The sequence below is a fragment of the Trinickia sp. genome (assembly GCF_051953955.1).
Lineage (GTDB): Bacteria > Pseudomonadota > Gammaproteobacteria > Burkholderiales > Burkholderiaceae > Trinickia.
Genome location: NZ_JBQCIF010000057.1, coordinates 88,096 through 106,747 on the forward strand (window position 1 = coordinate 88,096; position 18,652 = coordinate 106,747).

An 18,652-nucleotide genomic window follows, 5' to 3' on the forward strand; every position below is an offset into this window, starting at 1 on the left:
GAACGGCGCCATCGAACGGAGGCAAAACGCGCGGCATGCGTGCCGCGCATGCCTTCTTCCGGTTCGTCGCGGTCAGGGAGCCTACGCGGGTTCCGACAACGTGAAAACGGACACGGCTTCCTTGAGTTTCGCGGCCTGCTCGTCGAGCGACTGCGCGGCGCTCGCTGCTTGCCCCACCAGCGCCGAGTTCTGCTGCGTGACTTCGTCCATTTGGCCGACGGCCTGATGCACCTGCTCCATGCCGCGGCTCTGCTCTTCGGATGCGGCCGCAATTTCGCCGACGATATACGACACCTGCTTGATCGACTGTTTGACCTCGAGCATCGTCGAGCCAACCCCGCATGCCTGCTTCGAGCCGTCTTGGATCATTGCGACCGAGGAAGCGATCAGCTCTTTGATTTCCTTGGCCGCCGCGGCGCTGCGCTGGGCGAGCGACCTTACCTCGCCCGCTACCACGGCGAACCCGCGACCCTGCTCGCCCGCCCGTGCCGCTTCCACCGCTGCATTCAGCGCAAGGATGTTGGTCTGGAATGCGATGCCCTCGATCACGCCCGTGATCTCTGAAATTCTGGCGGAACTGCCGCTGATCCGTTCGATGGTGGCCACCATCTCTTGCACGGACTCGTTACCTGTATCGGCCATCCGGGTCGCGCCAGTCGCCAGCACGTTCGCCTGGCGTGCGTTGTCCGTGTTCTGCCTCACCGTCTCGGTCAACTCCGTCATGCTCGCGGCCGTCTCTTCGAGCGACGCGGCCTGCTGCTCGGTGCGCAACGCGAGATCGCGGTTGCCGCACGCGATGCTTCCGGCGGCACTCGTGACCGATTCGGTCGATGCCTTGATGCCTCGGACCGTGTCCGCCAATTGCCGGTCCATTTTTCCAAGCGACTCGAGCAGTTGCCCGAACTCGTCCCGGCGGGTCGCGTCCACCGGATTGTCGAGTCGGCCCTCGGCGATGCGATGCGCAAAACTCACGGCCCGATGAAGCGGACGCGTAATCGCCTTGCCTAGATAGACCGATATGCCGACGCCCAGCGTTGCGCCCGCCGCCAGCAACGCTGCCAGCATCCAGAAGAGCAGATCGTAGGTGGCCCGGCTATCGTTCGCATCGCGCTCGGCCGCACGGCTGCTCAATTGCCCGAGTTGCCTCAAATCTTCGGACAGCGCATCGGCCACGGGCACGAGCGTCTCCTGAGCCGTGCGCCCGCCGTCGAGATCGCCGGTGCGCAGCGACGCGAGGACTCGATCCGCGATCGCATCAAACTTCGGCAGGATGCGTTCGACCTTGGCCCTCATCGCCTGGGCTTGCGGGTTGCCGGGGAGTTCCACCTGCGCGTAGCGGGTCAACGCGCGTTTCAGCATCGCGCGGGAAGCGCTGATTTTCGCGAGTATGGCCGGCGTGGCGCTCGGATCGGCCAGTATCTCGATGCGGCTCATTTGCAGCCGCATGTCGCCTTGGGCGGCGCGTGCGTCGGCAAGCTCGACGATCGGCGCGGTATCTTGCGAGTACGAAGCGTGAATCTTCCGATCGAGTTGCCTGAGCCCGGACAGCCCCAGCATGCCAACGGCAATCATCAGCAATACGCACAGACCGAACGCTAACGCGATCTTGAATTTGATTGAATGGATCATTTTCACGGCAACATCCCCCGATTCATTGGCGCCCGTCACGCTGCTCTCTTTCACCGATGCGAGATCACGCGCTCCCCGGGGACGCGCACGGGCGGCGTCCCGGGGATTCATCGTCGAACGGCTGTCAGAGCCCGAAGTAAGTCTCGCGCACCGCGTCGCTTGCTTCGAGTTCCTGGCGTGTGCCCGACACGCGCACCTTGCCGTGGTCGAGCAGGTACCCGCGGTCGGCCAAATCGAGGAACGCGATGTTTTGCTCGGCGATCAGAAGCGACGTCCCGTCGCCGATCGCCGTGCGCAGCGCATCGATCACGTTCTTGACGAACACCGGTGCAAGCCCCGAAGAAGGCTCATCCATCAGCAGCAAGCGCGGCTCCGAGATCAGCACCTTGGCAATGCCGAGCATCTTGCGCTGCCCGCCGGACAAACTTGCGGCCGGCGCGCGCCGCTTTTCCGCGAGCGCGGGAAAGAGTTCGAACAGCACTTCCTTGCGCTGACGAATCTTCGCCTTCGGCATGAAGTAGCCGCCCAGCGCGATGTTCTCGTCGATCGACAGCGTGGGAAACACGCCGAGTTCCGACATGAACGCGATGCCGCGCTGGATCCGCTGGTCCGGCCGCATCGTGTCGATGCGCTCGTCGTCGAGCGTGATACGCCCGCCGGTGCATGGCAGCAGTCCGATCAGCGTGCGCAGAAGCGTGGTTTTGCCGGCGCTGTTCGCGCCGAGCAAGAGCACGGTCTGCCCGCGATCGACCCGCAGGTCGACGCCCCAGAGCACCTGCATCGCGCCGTAGCCTGCTTGAACGCCTTCGATAACAAGGGATGCCGTCATCATGCCGCTCCAATGAATGCCGCGATCACTTCGGGGTCGCGCGAAGCGGTCGCGAGCGGCCCCTCGAACAACATGCGTCCGGCGCCGAGCACGATCACGCGCTCGGTAATTCGGTTGAGGAATTCGAGCAGATGCTCGACCACGATCATTGCGATGCCGCGCGCCGACAACTTCTCGAGCAGCTCGGCCATCACGTTGAGTTCGGCCGGGTTGAGCCCGGCGCCGATCTCGTCGACGAGCAAAAGCTTCGGCCGAGTCGCCAGCGCGCGCCCGAGATCGAGCAGCTTTTGCTGGTTCACTGTCAGCGAACCCGCGATACGCGTGGCCACGCCGGCCAGGCCGATCTCGCCCAGAATGGCGTCGATCGCGCTCTGGTCAAGGTGTGCGTTGCGGGCGGCCACCTCGACGTTCTCGCGCACGGTCATCTCGCGAAAAACCTTCGGCACTTGAAACGTACGGTTGATGCCCAGATGCGCACGGCGATGCATCGGCAAGCGGTTGATCTTGTGGCCCATAAAATCGATCACGCCGTCGTCGGCCTGCAACAGGCCCGAGATGACATTGATCGTCGTGGTTTTGCCCGAGCCGTTCGGACCGACGAGGCCGACGATCTCGCCTGGCGCGACACTGAAGGTCACGTCGTTGAGCACGATTTGCGCGCCGAAGCGCTTGTTGACCCCGGCCAGTTGCAGCAGTTCAGAAGACATGGATACCCCGGCGTTGCAGCAAAGACAGGAGGCCGCCCGGCAAGAACAGCACGAGCAGGACGATGAGGCCGCCGTAGATGAACTGGAAGTACTGCGGCGTCGAAATGCCGATGGCGGCATACAACGTATAGAGCAGCGAGGCGCCGACAACCGGCCCGATGACGGTGCCCACGCCGCCGAACAGCGCGAACACGATCGCGAACACGGAGAACTCGAGCGTGAAGACCGCATCCGGATAGAACACGGAGATCCCCCACGCATACACGCCGCCTGCAAGACCGGCGACGAGCGCGGAGACGAGCCACGCGACGAGCCGCATGCGCACGACGTCGATGCCGGCCATGGCCGCGCTGACGGGGTCTTGCTTGACCGCGCGCAACGCCATGCCGAAGCCCGACTTGCGGAAGTACGCGGCGAGCGCGCATGCAGCGAGCAGCACGGCCAGCATGCAGTAGTAGCTCGCTCGCGGGTCGTACACTTGTTCGATCTTGAGCCCGTACGGACCGCCCGTGATGTCGGCGAGGTTCGGGTTCGACACGACGAAGAAGATGATCTGCGATGCCGCGAGGTTCGCAATCGAGAAATACGCGCCGGACAGCCTCAGAAGCGGCCCGAGGATGAGCCCCATCAGCGCCGCTGCGAGCCCGCCGCCCGCGACGCACGCCAGCACCGGCAGGTGGGTGTGCATGACGAGCAGCGACGTGGCGTAGGCCCCGCTACCGAAAAAGCCGACGTAGCCGAACGGCAGATAACCAGTAAAGCCGTACAGCAGGTTGAGCCCCTGCGCAAGCACGATGAACGTCATGATCGTGAACAGCAACGACTGATTGGCGTATACGTGCGGCGCGACGATAAACACCGCGGCCAACACCGCGAGCAAGATGGCGCCGGTGCGGCGGAACGTTGCCGGCCGCGATTCGGTCGTAATGGATTTAAGCAAGACGCACCGCCTTTCCGAGCAAGCCCGAGGGACGAATGAGCACGATGATCAAAAGCAGCGCATAGGGCACTACGTTCGACCACGACGAGTAATAGGTTTGCATCAGCATCGTTCCGAGCCCGAACACGAGGCCGCCGGCGATCGTGCCAAGCGGATTGCCGAGCGAGCCGATGATCACGATCGCGAACGCGGTCGTGGTGAGGCTGCCGCCAAGATCGGGCGACACCGAGCCGAGCAGATACGGCACGAACACGCCGGCGATGCCCGCTAGCGCGAGACCTGCGACGAACGCGATCGTCGAGACCCGGCGCACGTCGATGCCGGTCGCCACGGCTTCTTCGCGGTTCGCCATCACGGCGCGTGTGGCGTAGCCCAGGCGCGTGCGCGAGAAGTACAGCCAGAGGCCCAATAACGCGGCCAGGCTGATGCCCGCAGCCCACCACCAGCTATCCGGGAACTGCTGGCCGAGCACGCCGAGATTGCCGCCGCCGAGCGCGTCCTCCGGCAGCGAGCGCTGGTCGGCGCCGAACGCGAGTACGGTCAGGGCTTCGAGCATCTGGCCGATGCCGAAAAAGAGAATGAACGACAGCATTTCGGGGTCTTCGCTGCGTTGCAGCCGCGGCACCACGGCGCGATAGAGCGGCCAGCCGCTCACGGTCGCGCCCACGACCGCAAGCGGTATCGCCCAGAGCGGATTGAGCCCGAAACGATCCGTGACGAGCCACGCAAGGTAGCCGCCGAGCACGATGAATTGCCCGTGCGCGAGGTTGATGATGCGCATGACGCCGAACACGAGGTTGAGCCCCAGGCCGACCAGCGTGAAGAAGATGCCGTACAGGATGCCGCCGACGACGGCATAAGCGAGAAGTTCCACGTTCGTCCTTCGCAAGGGATGCCGCGGCCGGCGCCGGATGGCGCGCCGGCCGGGTCCTGTTCAAAAAATGTTACGGACGCTCAATGCTTCGGTGCGGGGAACACCGGCTTGCCCGTCGCATGATCGTCGGGATACACGACGACGAACTTCAGCCCGTTCTTGCCGTCCGGCACCATCTGCGCGACCGGGAACGGCTGGCCGAGCTGGGCGCCGTTCGCGTTGATCTGGAACGCGCCGAGCAGCGTCGTGGTCTTGCCCGACATATCCATCAGCGCTTGATGGAAGTCGGTCTGCTCGAATTTCGGTGCATCGCCGAGCATCTTTTGCATCACGATGCCCGTGTTGTAGCCGGCCGAGTCGAGGAACGTGGGTGCCTTGCTTTCCGCAGCTTGGAACGCCTTCTCGAATTGCGCCGTGTTCATGCCGTAGGTGACCTTCTCATAGCGAACCAGCGGCGGCGTCGGATACGTGTACGTGTAGGCGAGCGCATCGGTGCCGACGTTCTTCGTGAGCAGTTGCAACAACTGGCCCGGGAAGATCGTGAAGGTCATGTCGAAGTGCAGCCCGCTTTGCGAGAGCGCACGCAAGAACGCGATGTCGTTCGGCGGATAGCCGAACTCGAGCAGCGCTTGCGGATCGGCGGCCTTGGCCGTGTGCAACAGCACGTTGTAGTTCGACTCGTTCGTCGGCACGCTGTGATAGAACACGGGCTTCACGCCGCTCTTCTCGAGCTCGGCCTTCATCGTCTCGGCCTGCGATGCGTCGAAATCGTTCGCGCCGTAGATGATCGCCACGCGCTTGATGTTCTGCTTGAGCAGGAAGTTCGCGAGCGGGATCGGCCATACCGTCGACGACGGAATGCTGACGTCGGCGAGGTAGTCGGTTTTTTGCGTGAAGAAGTTCGCGCCCGAGCCGGTGGGGTCGATCAGCAGCATGTGGTGCTCGGCTGCGAGCGGCACGGCCACGGACGTCAGCACCGAGCCGAAATCCGCCACGAGCACGTCGACCTTGTCTTGCGTAATGAGCTGGTTATAGAGCGTCGTGGCGGTCGACGTCGAGCTCTGATCGTCATACGCGACGAGCTTCACCGGGATCTTCTTGCCGAATGCTTTGACGAACACGCCGCCGGTCTTGTTGACGTCTTCGGCCCAGAATTTCAGGCCCTCGTATTGGCCTTGCGATGCCACCGCAAACGAGCCGGAGGTCGCGTAAAGCGTGCCGATCTTGATTTCGGACGGAGCGGACGCGGCGTGCGCGCCGAAGCTGGCAACAGCGCAAGCCATGGCGGCAGCGGCGGCTTTCAGAACGGTAAGGGTTTTACGGGTACGACGGGCGTCCATTGAGTGTCTCCTCTGGATCGTGGTGAAACGACGAAATACGCCGATCCGCTGCGCGTGACGGTGCAAGCCGACGCGCTCGGTTCGGTGTTGCTGAATTCGAAAGAAAAGAAATGCGGCGTTAAAGCCAAGCGTCAGCGCTCGGGCCCGTCAATCGTCTGTGCAGGATGGGTTCATTTGGCGTCTCCTTGAGGTTCGTTGGATGTTTGGAGACAAGTTATGCAACTAGTATGCCAACCCGCGCGTGCGGCCGGGCGCCTTGATACGCCAGGGCCTCGGCGGGCCGTTCGTTGCGCGCTGTGCGAAAACCCGCAATTTCGCAGAACGCGGCGGCTGAGAAATGTGACAGGTCTTCAGCGAGGATTGGCCGCTGCAATCGCCGGCTCGGTAAAGGCAGCGAGGTACTCGGCCCAGTGCGGCGCGGTCTCCTGCTCGAGCGAGCGCTTCACGAACGCGATTTCATCGGCATACTCGTCGGGCGAGAACGCCCCGCGCATGAGTTGGAAGCGGCAGTAGAGCAAGTACGTGTTGACGACGTCGGTCTCGCAGTAGTTACGGATCTCGTCGATGCGCCCCTCGCGGAAGGCGGTCCACACCTGACCGCCATCCATGCCGAGCTTGCCCGGAAAGCCACACAGCTTGGCGAGCGCATCGAGCGGCGCGTTCGCACGCGCCTGATACATCGCGAGGACGTCCATCAAGTCGGTATGGCGCGAGTGGTACCGGCTGATGTAGTTGTTCCATTTGAAATCGCGGTCGTCCTCGCCCAAGTCCCAATAACGCGAGGCAGCGATGCCATGCACGAGCGCGCGGTAATGCAGCACCGGCAAATCGAAGCCCCCGCCGTTCCACGACACGAGTTGCGGCGTGTATTTTTCGATGACGCGGTAGAACGACTGGATCAGCGCCGCTTCGCCGTCCAGGGCGGTGCCGAGCGATCGCACGCGCAGCCCCGTGCGGTCGCGAAACACGCACGAGATTGCCGCGATGCGCTGCAGATGGTGCGGCAGGAAATCGCTGCCGGTCTTTTCGCGGCGGGCGGCGAAGGCGTGGTCGGCCACTTCGGCATCGCTCATCGAATCGGGCAGATCGTCGAGGCGACGAATGCCGGCGACATCGGGAATCGTCTCGATGTCGAATACGAGAATCGGAATCATGGATATTGACGGTGCGCCCTTGCGCGCGCCTACAGGACTGCGTCCTTGCGCACGCCGTTCGACGCGAAAAAGCGCTTCAGGCGCACGAGCGCTTCTTGCTGGATTTGCCGCACGCGCTCGCGCGTGAGACCCATTTCGTCGGCCAATTCCTCGAGCGTCGCGGGCTCGATGTGATTGAGGCCGAAACGCCGTTCGATGACATGACGGTGCTTGTCCGACAACCGAGACAGCCACGCGCGTGTAAGCGTTTCCAACTCGCGGTGCTGCACCTCCGCGTCAGGCGACTGGCTCTGATCGTCGGAGAGCAGATCGAGCAGGCTGCTTGCGGGATCGAGGTCCAGCGGCGCATCGAGCGACGCAGTATGCTCATTGAGCGCGAGGATGTCGGTGACCTCGTCGGTCGTTTTGCCCGTCAGGTACGCGATGTCGTCGATGCTCGCGTCGCGCCGTTCGACGGCCTCGCCGGAATTCATCGAATTCTTTTCCAGATGCCGTTTGGCGCGCAGCACCTGATTGAGTTCGCGGATCACGTGCACGGGCAGCCGAACCGTGCGCGCCTGGTTCATGATCGCGCGCTCGATGCTCTGGCGTATCCACCAGGTCGCGTAAGTCGAAAAGCGAAAACCGCGCGTGGGATCGAATTTCTCGATCGCATGCATGAGGCCGAGGTTGCCTTCCTCGATGAGATCGAGCAGCGGCACGCCGCGATTCAGATACCCCTTCGCGATGCTGACGACGAGCCGCAGATTGCGCTCGATCATCACCTGCCGTGCCTCGAACTCGCCCGCCTTGGCCAGCCGCGAATAGCGCTGCTCTTCCTCGACCGTCAGCAGCGGCTTGATGCTGATGCGGTTCAGGTAGTGCTGGATCGTGTCGGCCGTGAGTTCGGCTTGCAGCAGCGCCCGAAAATCGTCGGGATCGGGGCCGGCCTCCGCCGCCCCTTCGCGCTCCTCCCCGCCTTCCTCAGCCTGATCCGCCGCGCCTTCCTGCTCGATTTCGGCGTCGGACTCGGCCGGGTCTTCCTCGGGCTCGTTCGTCGAAGCGCCCGCGTCATGCACCAGGTCGGGCGTCACGCGGCTGAGCGTGTCCGTTTCGGCTTGCTGCTTGCGGCGCTTCGATGTCGGCATGGTCGTATCGCTTATTGCGGCGGCAAGTATTTCATCGGATCGACAGGTTTGCCCTGCCGGCGGATCTCAAAGTGCAGCATCACGCGATTGTTGGGTGAATCACTATCGCCCATCTCAGCGATCTTCTGCCCCTTCGTCACCGCGTCCCCCTCTTTTACCATCAAAGAGCGGTTGTGTGCATAGGCGGTGAGATACGTCGCGTTGTGCTTGATGATAATGAGATTGCCGTATCCGCGCAGCCCATTTCCTGCGTAGACGACGCGGCCTGACGCGGCGGCCTTCACCGGCTCGCCCGCCGTCCCACCGATGTTCAGCCCTTTGTTGCTGTTGTCGTCGAACCGGCTGAGGATGGGCCCGCTCACGGGCCACGCGAACGAGACGCTGCCTTCCGCTAGCGTCGAGCTGGCCTGCGCGTCGGTGGCCGGCTGCGGCGGGATCGTGGTAGCCGTCGCACCGGGCCCGCTGCCGTAAATCGGCGGCGCGGCGCCGTGCGCGCTCGCTGCACCCGAGGCGCCTTGCGCCGTCGAAGCGCCGAGCGGCGCACTTTGAACGGCCGGCCCGGCCGTCACGGGAGCAGTCGCCACACCGGGCGTCATCACCGCCGTGTTCGCTCCGGGGGGAGCGACGCGCAGCAGTTGATCGACTTCGATCTGATTCGGGTTCGCGAGGTTGTTCCACGCCGCGATGTCGCGATAGTTCTGACCGTTTTCGAGCGCGATACGGTACAGCGTATCGCCCGGCTTGACCCGGTAGTAACCCGGAGGCGGCGGCCCGAGCGGAACGGCCGGCTGCGATGCCCCTTGCGCCACCGCGGGCGCGGCGCTCGTCGAAAGCGCGGTCGATCGATCCACGACCGGCGCTTGATCGAGCCGTGTGGCGCACCCGGCGAGCGTTGTGAGGGCAAGCAGACAGACTACGCGCTGAACGGCGGTCAGCCGAGCCTGTTCGTTGTGTCTTTGCATCGCGCGCAACGTAAACATCGGTGTCAAATCACTCCGGATTTTAAAGGGACAAAGAAAACGCGATCAAGGCGAGACTGCCGCCATTGACTAGGCGCGACGCGCTCGACGAGCGTGAGCACCTGGGCCTGCTCATTTTGTGAGCCGACCGGTGCAATGAGCCGGCCGCCGACGGCCAATTGCTCGAGCAGCGCCTGGGGCACGTCGAGCCCGGCCGCCGCGATCACGATCGCATCGAACGGCGCGCAAGCAGGCAGCCCCACGCGTCCGTCGCCATAGTGCAAGCGGATGTTCGGCACGCGCAGCGGCCGTAGGTTGAGCTTTGCGCGCTCGTAAAGCGGCTTGACCCGCTCGATCGAATAAACATCTTTAGCGATTCGGCTCAGCACGGCCGCTTGATACCCGCACCCCGTGCCGATCTCGAGCACACGCTCGAGCGTCCGGCCGGCGCAAGCGAGCTCGAGCATACGCGCGACGACCGACGGCTTCGAAATCGTCTGGTGATGCCCGATCGGCAGCGCCGCATCTTCGTAAGCCTGCGTCGCGAGGCCCGGGTCGACGAACATGTGGCGCGGGACCGCGGCCATCGCATCGAGCACACGCGTGTCGACGATGCCGTTGCCTCGCAGCCTTTCGACCATCCGCTCGCGCACCCGTTCCGACGTGAGCGCGAAGGCGCTCGCGAGCGGCACGTTGGGCGCGCCCATTTTGTCGGCGGCATGCGACGCGGACGTGTCAATGCGGCGCGCGCGCTCGTCGGGGCGCGCACGCGCTTCGGCCGCCGCACGCGGCTTGCGCTCGAGATCGGCGAGCCCGAGCGGGAAGCGCTTGGCGCGTTCGCTCGTCATGAACCGCTACGCCCCGTATGGACCCACTCGCGTGTGGCCGCCATCATTTGGGTATGGGTGAGATCGAGCTGGAGCGGCGTGATCGATACGCGGCCGTTCGCAATCGCATGAAAATCCGTGCCCTCGCTGGCATCGCGCGCATCGCCCGACGGCCCGATCCAGTAGATCGGCTCGCCGCGCGGGTTGTGCTGGCGGATGACGGGCTGCGACGGATGCCGCTTGCCGAGGCGGGTGACCTCCCATTCGCCGAGTTCCTCGTAAGGCCGGTTCGGGATGTTGACGTTCAGCAGCGGATGCGCGGGCAACGGATGAGACAGAAAGTGACGCACGATGTCGGCCGCAACCCGGGCCGCATCGTCCAAATGCGCCCAGTCCTTTTCGACGAGCGAGAATGCAATCGACGGCACACCGAACATGACGCCCTCGGTGGCGGCCGCGACCGTGCCCGAATAGAGCGTGTCCTCGCCGACGTTCTGGCCGTTGTTGATCCCCGAGACGACCAGGTCGGGCTTGTCGTCCAGCATGCCCGTCAGCGCGATGTGGACGGAGTCGGTCGGGGTGCCGTTGACGTAGTAGAAGCCGTCCGCCGATCGCCATACCGACAGCGGACGAGACAGCGTCAGCGAATTCGACGCCCCGCTGCAGTTCTGCTCAGGTGCCATCACCGTCACTTCGCCGAGCGGCTGCAGCGCGTGATAAAGCGCCGCGATACCGGGCGCAAGGTAACCGTCGTCGTTGCTCAGTAGGATTCGCATCCGGCGATTGTAACCGAGGAGCGGCGCCGCCTGAGCGCTCACGCGACCGCCGGCGCATCGAATCGTTCTCGAGCGCCTCGCGCTCGCTCGCGCCCCTCGCCTCACCGGAAAGGCACGGTCGTTCGAGTTGATCTACACTGCGTCGATGTCTCATTTGCGGCGGCGCGAGACGCATGCACGTTCGCCTCACAGCGTCGCTCCCAAACCCCGCCGTTCACGCCGTGCGGCCCATAGGTCAACCGGCAGGCGGCCGCCTGCCACTCGATCGAGGAATGTCCATGCGCGCCATTCGATGCCATCAGTACGGACCGCCGGAAACGCTGGTCGTCGATACGTTGCCGGACCTCGAGCCCGGCAGCGGTGAAGTCGTCATCGACGTGAAAGCGGCAAGCGTCAACTTCCCCGACGTACTCGTCATCGAGAACAAATACCAGTTCAAGCCGCCGCTGCCCTTCACACCGGGTTCCGAGGTGGCCGGCATCGTGCGCGCGATCGGCGAAGGCGTTTCGAACGTCCGCGTGGGCATGCGCGTAGCGGCCTTCACACGCGTCGGCGGTTTTGCCGAACAAGCGCTGGCGCCGGCCGATGCCTGCATGCCATTGCCCGATGACGCGGACTTCGCGACGGCGGCCGCGTTCACGCTGGCCTACGGGACGTCGCACCACGCCGTGATCGACCGCGGCGCGCTGCGCCCAGGCGAGACGATGCTCGTGCTGGGCGCGGCCGGCGGCGTCGGGCTTGCGGCCGTCGAGATCGGCAAGGCGATCGGGGCGCGTGTCATCGCAGCCGCCTCGAGCGACGAAAAACTCGCGGTTGCGCGGGCGCACGGCGCCGATGCCACGATTCGCTACGACAGCGGGGAGTTGCGCGAGCGAATCGCCGCACTCACCGACGGTCATGGCCCCGACGTCGTCTACGATCCGGTGGGCGGCGCCTACGCGGAACCCGCTTTCCGGAGTATCGGCTGGCGCGGGAGATATCTCGTGGTCGGCTTCGCGGGCGGGGAGATCCCGAAGCTTGCGTTGAATCTCGCGTTGCTGAAGGGGGCGAGCATCGTCGGGGTGTTTTGGGGAGACTTCGCCAAGCGGGAGCCGCAGCGCAACGCGCAGGCGTTCGCCGAACTGCTGGGCTGGCTCCGAGAAGGGAAGCTGCGGCCGCTCATCAGCGCGCGGTATCGGCTCGAAGACACCCCGCGCGCGCTGACGGACATGGCTCAGCGGCGTGTGACGGGCAAGATCGTCATTACCCCCTGAGCAGGCGCGAGCGACGCGGCGCCATCGCCGAACGAGCTGCTCGGTGGTTCGCCGTTCGGTTCGCTGCCCGGGAAGCGGCCTGATTCGGCCGCGTGCGCTCCGCGCGCACCGGGCTCAGACCACCTTGCGTTCGCGCAAAAGCGCGATCGCCGCCTCGTCATAGCCGAGCGCGGCCAGCACTTCGTCCGTATGTTCGCCGAGCGCCGGCCCGAGCCAGCGCGTACCGCCTGGCGTGTCCGAGAACTTCGGCGTCACATTGGGCAGCGCGATGTCGAGCCCGTCTTGCCACTTGAAGTGCTCGATCATCTTGCGCGCCGCGAACTGCGGATCGGTGAACATGTCGGCCGCGCTGTAGATGCGGCCGACGGGGACGTCAGCGGCGTTGAGGACGCCGAGCGCTTCGTCGATGGAGCGGTCGGCAAGCCAAGCCGCGATCGCATCGTCGATCTCGCGCGTGCGCGGCACGCGGCCGTCGTTATGCGCGAGCGCCGGGTCGTCGGCGAGATCGCTGCGCTCGATCGCGATCATCAGCCGCTTGAAGATGGGGTCGCTATTGCCGCCGATGACGATGCTGCCGTCCTTGCAAGCGTAGGTGTTCGACGGCACGATGCCCGGCAGCGAAGGCCCCGTGCGCTCGCGCACCGCGCCGTAGACGCCGTACTCGGGCACGATGCTCTCCATCATGTTGAAGACGGCCTCGTAGAGGGCAACGTCCACGACCTGCCCTTTGCCGCCGTTCGCCTGCCGATGATGGAGCGCCATCAGCGCGCCGATCACCGCATGCAAGGCCGCGATCGAATCGCCGATCGAGATGCCGATCCGCGGCGGCGGCAAATCGGGGTAACCGGTGATATGGCGCAGGCCGCCCATGGCTTCCGCGATCGACCCGAACCCGGGCCGGTCGCGATATGGCCCGGTCTGCCCATACCCCGAAAGGCGGACCATGACGAGTCCGGGATTGTCCGCGCTGAGCACGTCATACCCGAGGCCGAGCTTCTCGAGCAATCCCGGGCGGAAGTTCTCGACGACGATGTCGGCTTCGCGCGCGAGCTGCCGAAGGATCTGCTTGCCTTCGGGCGCCTTCAGGTTCAGCGTCACCGATTTCTTGTTGCGCGCCTGCACGGCCCACCACAGCGAGGTGCCGCCGGCTTCGGGATACAGCATCCGCCACTTGCGCAGCGGATCGCCCCCGTTCGGGTCTTCGATCTTGACGACCTCGGCCCCGAACTCGCCGAGCAAGCGCGAGGCGAACGGCCCCGCGATCAGCGTGCCGAGTTCGAGCACCTTGACGCCCGCGAGCGGGCCGGCCGATGCGCTCATGTGCAGCCTCCTTCGGAATGACCGTTCCTCAAAGCGAGCGCCGGTCGAGCATCGCGCGTGCGATCGTGCCCGCGTCGACGTACTCCAGCTCACCGCCGACAGGCACGCCGCGAGCGAGGCGCGTCACCGACAGATCGCGCGCCTTGAGCGTCTGCGCGAGGTAATGGGCCGTTGCCTCGCCTTCGTTCGTGAAATTCGTCGCGAGCACGACTTCCTTGACGACGCCGTCGGACGCGCGCTTGACGAGCCGGTCGAAGTGGATTTCCTTCGGGCCGATGCCGTCGAGCGGGCTCAAGCGCCCCATCAGGACGAAATAGAGCCCTTTGTAGGTCATCGTCTGTTCGAGCATGATCTGATCCGCCGGCGTTTCCACGACGCACAGCAGCGTCGGGTCGCGCGACTCGTCGCTGCACACGTCGCACACGCGCGCCTCGGTGAACGTATTGCACTTCTCGCAATGGCGCAGATGCTCGGTCGCGAACAGCAGCGAGCGACCGAGCTTTTCGGCCGCCTCCCGATCGTGCTGCATCAGGTGGTAGGCCATGCGCTGCGCCGATTTGGGCCCAACGCCCGGCAGCGCGCGCAGCGCCTCGACGAGCGCAACGAGTGCGGAAGGCTGTTTCATGTCGCGATCACTTCTTCGCGCCGCGGATCGAAAATGGCGTGCGGCACATCGTCAGAACGGCAGCTTGAATCCCGGCGGCAGCGGCAGCCCCGACGTCATGCCGCTCATCTTTTCCTGGGTCGTGGCTTCGGCTTTGCGCACGGCATCGTTGAAGGCAGCGGCGACGAGATCCTCGAGCATGTCCTTGTCGTCGGCAAGCAGGCTCGGATCGATCGACACGCGGCGCACGTCGTTCTTGCAGGTCATCGTCACCTTCACGAGCCCGGCGCCCGATTGGCCCTCGACCTCGATCAGTGCAAGCTGCTCTTGCATCTTCTTCATGTTTTCCTGCATCTGCTGGGCCTGCTTCATGAGCCCGGCGAGTTGGCCTTTCATCATGGATATGCTCCTTGGATCGTTTTGACGTTGCTTGCGGCTGTCGAGTCGACGCCATGCCGCGAGATGGGTTGTCGGGAAGCGTTTTCGTTCGTCGCGGCACGCGGCCGCGAGATGGGTCGTGGCTCAGTGCGCACCGGCTCCGGGTTCGGGCGATACGGGCTTGACGGAGCCCGGCACGATGCTCGCGCCGAACTCGCGTATCAGCGACTGCACGAACGGATCGGCGCCGATCTCGCGCTCCGCCTCGCGCTGACGCTCGGCGCGGGCGGCCGCGTCAAGCACGGCGGCCGTGCGGCGCGCGGGGCCGACGGTCACCCGCACGTCGATGCTCTTGCCGAGCTTTTCCGCCAGCGCGACTTTCAATTTCGCCACTTGTGCCGCGTCCGCGTACTGAGGCACCGGGACGCTCAATGCAAGTGCTTGGCCATCGATTTCGGTCAGCTCGCTATTGAACGCCAACTGATGAGCGATGCCCGTGAGCCCGAGACTGCCGGCAAGCGCGGGCCAATCGCCCGAGAAGCCGACGACGTCGAGCGCGATGGGCGGCGGCAGCCGACTCAGATCGACAGCCGGGGTGGACGGCACGGCCGGTGCGTCGGCACGCCCATCGAGCCGCACGTCGTCGGGCCCGGCGCCGAATACCGGAACGAACCCGTCGTCGGGCGGTCCGGCAAAGTAGTCGTCCTCGGACGAAGGCGGCGGGTAATCGTCGAGCGGCGGCATATCGTCCCACGGCGCCGGCGCTAAGGCGCGTTCAGGGGGAGACGGGCGCTCGAGCCTCGACGGCGAAGATTCGTGCGCGCGCGGACGCGGCGCCGGTACGACAACGGGCGCACGCGGCGCGGCGGGCTTGACGGGCGCCGCGGCCGGGGTGGCCGGGGGCCGATTGCGATCGGTCGACACGCGCAAGCCGGCGTTGCGCAATACGTCGAGGGCCGCACTCGCTCCGCCCGTGCGTGGACGCGCGGCGGGCGGCGGCTCGGAGCGCGGTTGCTCGTCCGGCTCGGCGGGCGGCAACGCATGCGTCGACGAGGCCTCGGCTTGCGGTGCGCTCGGCGCGAAATCGGATGCGGCGGAAATCTCGACAACGGGCGCGTCGGCCTCTTGCGCACGCAGCGGCTCGGGTGCGGGTGCGGGAGCGGCTTCGGCGGTGGCTTGCGATCCGTTCGCCGCGTCGCCGCCTGCGGGCGTCGTCGCGCCCTCGCCGCTCGAATCGGCATCGCTCGCCGACGAAGCGGCGACTGAACGCACCGCTGCTTCGTCCGGCGTCGCAACGGCTTCCGCGAGATGCTTGCGTGAGGCCGATGCGCCGCCAGCGTCGCTCGGTGACGGCGGTGCCGATACAACGGACGATTCCGAGGCAGCCGGCCGCGCCGAGACGCCGGCCGGTACCGATTGGGGACTCGGTGGCAAAGCCGCTGCGCTCGGAACGGCGCTCCGGTTCGCCTGCGCGGTCACGGCGGCGCCGCGCGGGCCGGCTGCGCCGCTCGGCGTGCCGGCGGCCGAACCGGCGCGCTTCGGTGCTGGGCCGGCCGGCCCAGACCCTGGCGGCAATGCCGGCTCGAACGCGAGCATGCGCAGCAGCGTCATCGTGAAGCCCGCATATTCGTCGGGCGCGAGGCCGAGCTCGGCGCGGCCGAGCGTGGCGATCTGGTAGAACAACTGGACTTGCTCAGGCGTCAGCGCTTCGCCGAACCGGCGCAAGTCGCTCGCCTCGGGCCACTCGTCGAGCACGGAAGCCGGCGCGAACTGAGCCCAGGCCACGCGATGCAGCAGGCTCGCCAAGTCTTGCAGCGCTGTCGAGAACGACAAGCTGCGCGACGCCATTTCGTCCGCGATCGACAAGACGAGTTGCCCGTCGAGCGCAACGATCGCATCGAGCAGGCGCACCAAATAGCTCTGATCGAGTGCCCCGAGCATGCCGCGCACGGCTTCCTCGGTCACCTGATTGGCCGAATAGGCGATCGCCTGGTCCGTCAGAGAGAGCGCATCGCGCATGCTGCCCTCCGCGGCACGCGCGAGCAGACGCAGGGCTTGCGGCTCGAAAACGATCTCTTCGGCTGCGAGAATCCTTTCGAGATGGCTGACGATGTGCCCGGCCGGCATCTGCTTCAGATTGAACTGCAGGCAGCGCGAGAGCACGGTGACGGGAATCTTTTGCGGATCGGTGGTCGCGAGGATGAACTTGACGTGAGGCGGCGGCTCCTCCAGCGTCTTCAGCATGGCGTTGAAGGCGTGGTTCGTCAGCATGTGCACTTCGTCGATCATGTAGACCTTGAAGCGCGCATCGACGGGCGCATAGACGGCACGCTCGAGCAGCGCAGCCATTTCGTCGACGCCGCGGTTGCTCGCCGCATCCATCTCGACGTAATCGACGAAGCGCCCTTCGTCGATCTCACGGCAGGCGCGGCACACGCCGCACGGCGTGGCCGTGATCCCCGTCTCGCAATTGAGCGCCTTGGCGAAAATACGAGAGAGCGTGGTCTTGCCGACGCCGCGCGTTCCGGTGAACAGATAGGCGTGGTGCAGACGCGCGCCGTCGAGCGCGTGCGTGAGCGCGCGCACGACGTGTTCTTGTCCGACGAGCGAAGCGAAATCCCTCGGTCGCCACTTGCGTGCGAGAACTTGGTAGGTCATCGCGAAATTGTATCAGCAACGCCGCGGCGCCAATGCATCCACGAAGCGCGCCGCAAAGCGCGTCGACGCAGCGTGCGAAGACGAGCGAACCGTGCGCCTCGCGGCGCGGGCCGGCATGGCGAAGGCGACGCAGGAAAAATACGGGAGACGGGGAAATGCGGTGTCGGCATTGCCGCACGGGAGCGTCGCATACGCGACAGAAGCACGACACAAATGTGACGCAAACGCGGATACGAAAGCAGGGAGAGGAAGAACGAAGGAACGACTGGCGGAAAACAAGACAAGCGGAAGGTGACGAGCCCGACCCTCGGCACTGGTGGAAAACGGCTGTGGCTGCTTCGTTCCCGACCTGACCAGGTTGACCGCCCCTCCATGCGAGGAGGCCCGTCACGGCGAATTCTATCATCGCTTGGCGCAACGCGGGCGGATTCTTTCGTCCGGTGGTTTTGCCAGTCCACGGCACCGCCGCGAATCGCGTCGGCTCCGGCCTGAGCCCACGACCTTTCACGCGAGCCCTGCACGGAAGAGGCACATGTTTGCCCCGAGCGCACGCCGTGCGCTCGGCGAACGCCCCTGGCTATCGCTTCGCACGACGCATAGCAATTTGGGCTAATATGACAACCAGACGACCCGCAGCCGCGCGAATGCCGCACATCGGTGTCGCACTCGGCGTTGCGTATCGGCTGTCCGCGTGCGTTGCCGACTCCTACCGCGAAGCCTGCACCGTGTGCACTCCCCGCATGTGCGGGCGTGCGCTCGGAACGATTCCCCGTTTTGGTGTATCGTGGCGAGCAATTTCAGACGCGGGCCCCGAACCCGAAGAGGTACTTTTACATGAGCGAACAAATCAAGCACATCAGCGACGCATCTTTCGAACAGGACGTCGTGAAATCCGACAAGCCCGTGCTGCTCGATTTCTGGGCCGAGTGGTGCGGCCCGTGCAAAATGATTGCCCCGATTCTCGACGAAGTCGCGAAGGATTACGGCGACCGCCTCCAGATCGCGAAGATCAACGTGGACGAGCACCAGTCGACGCCGGCCAAGTTCGGCGTGCGCGGCATCCCGACGCTGATCCTGTTCAAGAATGGCGCGGTCGCGGCGCAGAAGGTCGGTGCGTTGTCGAAGTCGCAACTCACGGCATTCCTCGATAGCCACCTGTAACGATACGGCCGAGCCTGTTGCGACCTGACAACAGGCTCGGCGCGCGGCACGTCGGCCGATCAGGCCGCACGCGGCCTGTGCTATGCTAGAATCATAAGACTTCAAGACGTATAAGT

General features: G+C 65.2%; 17 protein-coding genes and 1 other RNA gene. 2 read left to right on the forward strand and 16 right to left on the reverse strand.

Translation table 11 applies throughout. From position 1 onward, the window contains the following. Nucleotides 1–81: 81 nt before the first annotated feature. The 11 genes from ACTHNZ_RS10990 to surE form a co-directional block, all read right to left on the reverse strand. Nucleotides 82–1,629 carry a methyl-accepting chemotaxis protein gene (locus ACTHNZ_RS10990; protein WP_440542516.1) on the reverse strand — a complete coding sequence of 516 codons (1,548 nt, stop codon included), beginning with the start codon at nt 1,627–1,629 and terminating at the stop codon, nt 82–84. A 124-nt stretch (nt 1,630–1,753) separates the two neighbouring features. Continuing rightward, nucleotides 1,754–2,458: an ABC transporter ATP-binding protein gene (locus ACTHNZ_RS10995; protein WP_440542517.1), complete on the reverse strand. Its 705-nt coding sequence runs from the start codon at nt 2,456–2,458 to the stop codon at nt 1,754–1,756. Continuing rightward, nucleotides 2,458–3,165 carry an ABC transporter ATP-binding protein gene (locus ACTHNZ_RS11000; RefSeq protein ID WP_440542518.1) on the reverse strand — a complete coding sequence of 236 codons (708 nt, stop codon included), beginning with the start codon at nt 3,163–3,165 and terminating at the stop codon, nt 2,458–2,460. The genes ACTHNZ_RS10995 and ACTHNZ_RS11000 overlap by 1 nt, the downstream gene beginning before the upstream one ends. Then, nucleotides 3,155–4,105 carry a branched-chain amino acid ABC transporter permease gene (locus ACTHNZ_RS11005; RefSeq protein ID WP_440542519.1) on the reverse strand — a complete coding sequence of 317 codons (951 nt, stop codon included), beginning with the start codon at nt 4,103–4,105 and terminating at the stop codon, nt 3,155–3,157. The genes ACTHNZ_RS11000 and ACTHNZ_RS11005 overlap by 11 nt, the downstream gene beginning before the upstream one ends. Then, nucleotides 4,098–4,979 (reverse strand): branched-chain amino acid ABC transporter permease, encoded by an 882-nt coding sequence (locus tag ACTHNZ_RS11010; RefSeq protein WP_440542520.1) that lies wholly within the window; start codon nt 4,977–4,979, stop codon nt 4,098–4,100. Before ACTHNZ_RS11010 ends, ACTHNZ_RS11005 begins: the two co-directional genes overlap by 8 nt. 80 nt (nt 4,980–5,059) lie before the next feature. Then, nucleotides 5,060–6,319, reverse strand: a complete 1,260-nt coding sequence (locus tag ACTHNZ_RS11015) for an amino acid ABC transporter substrate-binding protein (protein ID WP_440542521.1) — start codon at nt 6,317–6,319, stop codon at nt 5,060–5,062. Between the two features lie 350 nt (nt 6,320–6,669). After that, the gene (locus ACTHNZ_RS11020) at nt 6,670–7,473 is read right to left on the reverse strand and encodes a 3'-5' exonuclease (RefSeq protein WP_440542522.1); all 804 of its coding nucleotides are present in this window, start codon (nt 7,471–7,473) and stop codon (nt 6,670–6,672) included. A 29-nt stretch (nt 7,474–7,502) separates the two neighbouring features. Then, nucleotides 7,503–8,600, reverse strand: a complete 1,098-nt coding sequence (gene rpoS, locus ACTHNZ_RS11025; RefSeq protein ID WP_440542523.1) for an RNA polymerase sigma factor RpoS — start codon at nt 8,598–8,600, stop codon at nt 7,503–7,505. Nucleotides 8,601–8,611: 11 nt separating this feature from the next. Then, nucleotides 8,612–9,580: a peptidoglycan DD-metalloendopeptidase family protein gene (locus ACTHNZ_RS11030; RefSeq protein WP_440542524.1), complete on the reverse strand. Its 969-nt coding sequence runs from the start codon at nt 9,578–9,580 to the stop codon at nt 8,612–8,614. Between the two features lie 5 nt (nt 9,581–9,585). Further along, nucleotides 9,586–10,407 (reverse strand): protein-L-isoaspartate(D-aspartate) O-methyltransferase, encoded by an 822-nt coding sequence (locus ACTHNZ_RS11035; RefSeq protein WP_440542525.1) that lies wholly within the window; start codon nt 10,405–10,407, stop codon nt 9,586–9,588. Then, the gene (surE, locus tag ACTHNZ_RS11040) at nt 10,404–11,162 is read right to left on the reverse strand and encodes a 5'/3'-nucleotidase SurE (RefSeq protein WP_440542526.1); all 759 of its coding nucleotides are present in this window, start codon (nt 11,160–11,162) and stop codon (nt 10,404–10,406) included. Before surE ends, ACTHNZ_RS11035 begins: the two co-directional genes overlap by 4 nt. A 278-nt stretch (nt 11,163–11,440) precedes the next feature. Here surE and ACTHNZ_RS11045 point away from each other — a divergent pair, with 278 nt between their 5' ends. Beyond that, nucleotides 11,441–12,415 (forward strand): NADPH:quinone oxidoreductase family protein, encoded by a 975-nt coding sequence (locus ACTHNZ_RS11045; protein ID WP_440542527.1) that lies wholly within the window; start codon nt 11,441–11,443, stop codon nt 12,413–12,415. A 114-nt stretch (nt 12,416–12,529) separates the two neighbouring features. On the opposite strand, the gene ACTHNZ_RS11050 is transcribed toward ACTHNZ_RS11045, so the two are convergent. From ACTHNZ_RS11050 to ffs, 5 genes are all read right to left on the reverse strand, one after another. Beyond that, nucleotides 12,530–13,735 carry a CaiB/BaiF CoA transferase family protein gene (locus tag ACTHNZ_RS11050; RefSeq protein ID WP_440542528.1) on the reverse strand — a complete coding sequence of 402 codons (1,206 nt, stop codon included), beginning with the start codon at nt 13,733–13,735 and terminating at the stop codon, nt 12,530–12,532. A 28-nt stretch (nt 13,736–13,763) separates the two neighbouring features. Then, nucleotides 13,764–14,360: a recombination mediator RecR gene (gene recR, locus ACTHNZ_RS11055; RefSeq protein ID WP_440542529.1), complete on the reverse strand. Its 597-nt coding sequence runs from the start codon at nt 14,358–14,360 to the stop codon at nt 13,764–13,766. Between the two features lie 51 nt (nt 14,361–14,411). After that, nucleotides 14,412–14,738, reverse strand: coding sequence for a YbaB/EbfC family nucleoid-associated protein (locus tag ACTHNZ_RS11060; RefSeq protein WP_440542530.1), 327 nt, complete (start codon nt 14,736–14,738; stop codon nt 14,412–14,414). Between the two features lie 123 nt (nt 14,739–14,861). Further along, a complete protein-coding gene (locus ACTHNZ_RS11065; protein WP_440542531.1) occupies nt 14,862–17,375 on the reverse strand; it encodes a DNA polymerase III subunit gamma/tau in 2,514 nt (837 codons plus the stop codon). Between the two features lie 290 nt (nt 17,376–17,665). Further along, nucleotides 17,666–17,764: signal recognition particle sRNA small type (ffs, locus tag ACTHNZ_RS11070), an RNA gene on the reverse strand. Nucleotides 17,765–18,209: 445 nt separating this feature from the next. Between ffs and trxA the strand changes: the two genes are divergently transcribed. Further along, nucleotides 18,210–18,536, forward strand: coding sequence for a thioredoxin TrxA (gene trxA, locus ACTHNZ_RS11075; protein ID WP_102647006.1), 327 nt, complete (start codon nt 18,210–18,212; stop codon nt 18,534–18,536). The last annotated feature ends 116 nt before the right edge of the window (nt 18,537–18,652 follow it).

What these genes read in the sequence shown, in the direction of transcription:
- ACTHNZ_RS10990 (WP_440542516.1), bottom strand. Translation starts at nt 1,629, where the DNA reads ATGATCCATTCAATCAAATTCAAGATCGCGTTAGCGTTCGGTCTGTGC.
- ACTHNZ_RS10995 (WP_440542517.1), bottom strand. Translation starts at nt 2,458, where the DNA reads ATGACGGCATCCCTTGTTATCGAAGGCGTTCAAGCAGGCTACGGCGCG.
- ACTHNZ_RS11000 (WP_440542518.1), bottom strand. Translation starts at nt 3,165, where the DNA reads ATGTCTTCTGAACTGCTGCAACTGGCCGGGGTCAACAAGCGCTTCGGC.
- ACTHNZ_RS11015 (WP_440542521.1), bottom strand. Translation starts at nt 6,319, where the DNA reads ATGGACGCCCGTCGTACCCGTAAAACCCTTACCGTTCTGAAAGCCGCC.
- ACTHNZ_RS11020 (WP_440542522.1), bottom strand. Translation starts at nt 7,473, where the DNA reads ATGATTCCGATTCTCGTATTCGACATCGAGACGATTCCCGATGTCGCC.
- rpoS (WP_440542523.1), bottom strand. Translation starts at nt 8,600, where the DNA reads ATGCCGACATCGAAGCGCCGCAAGCAGCAAGCCGAAACGGACACGCTC.
- ACTHNZ_RS11030 (WP_440542524.1), bottom strand. Translation starts at nt 9,580, where the DNA reads ATGTTTACGTTGCGCGCGATGCAAAGACACAACGAACAGGCTCGGCTG.
- ACTHNZ_RS11035 (WP_440542525.1), bottom strand. Translation starts at nt 10,407, where the DNA reads ATGACGAGCGAACGCGCCAAGCGCTTCCCGCTCGGGCTCGCCGATCTC.
- surE (WP_440542526.1), bottom strand. Translation starts at nt 11,162, where the DNA reads ATGCGAATCCTACTGAGCAACGACGACGGTTACCTTGCGCCCGGTATC.
- ACTHNZ_RS11045 (WP_440542527.1), top strand. Translation starts at nt 11,441, where the DNA reads ATGCGCGCCATTCGATGCCATCAGTACGGACCGCCGGAAACGCTGGTC.
- ACTHNZ_RS11050 (WP_440542528.1), bottom strand. Translation starts at nt 13,735, where the DNA reads ATGAGCGCATCGGCCGGCCCGCTCGCGGGCGTCAAGGTGCTCGAACTC.
- recR (WP_440542529.1), bottom strand. Translation starts at nt 14,360, where the DNA reads ATGAAACAGCCTTCCGCACTCGTTGCGCTCGTCGAGGCGCTGCGCGCG.
- ACTHNZ_RS11060 (WP_440542530.1), bottom strand. Translation starts at nt 14,738, where the DNA reads ATGATGAAAGGCCAACTCGCCGGGCTCATGAAGCAGGCCCAGCAGATG.
- ACTHNZ_RS11065 (WP_440542531.1), bottom strand. Translation starts at nt 17,375, where the DNA reads ATGACCTACCAAGTTCTCGCACGCAAGTGGCGACCGAGGGATTTCGCT.
- trxA (WP_102647006.1), top strand. Translation starts at nt 18,210, where the DNA reads ATGAGCGAACAAATCAAGCACATCAGCGACGCATCTTTCGAACAGGAC.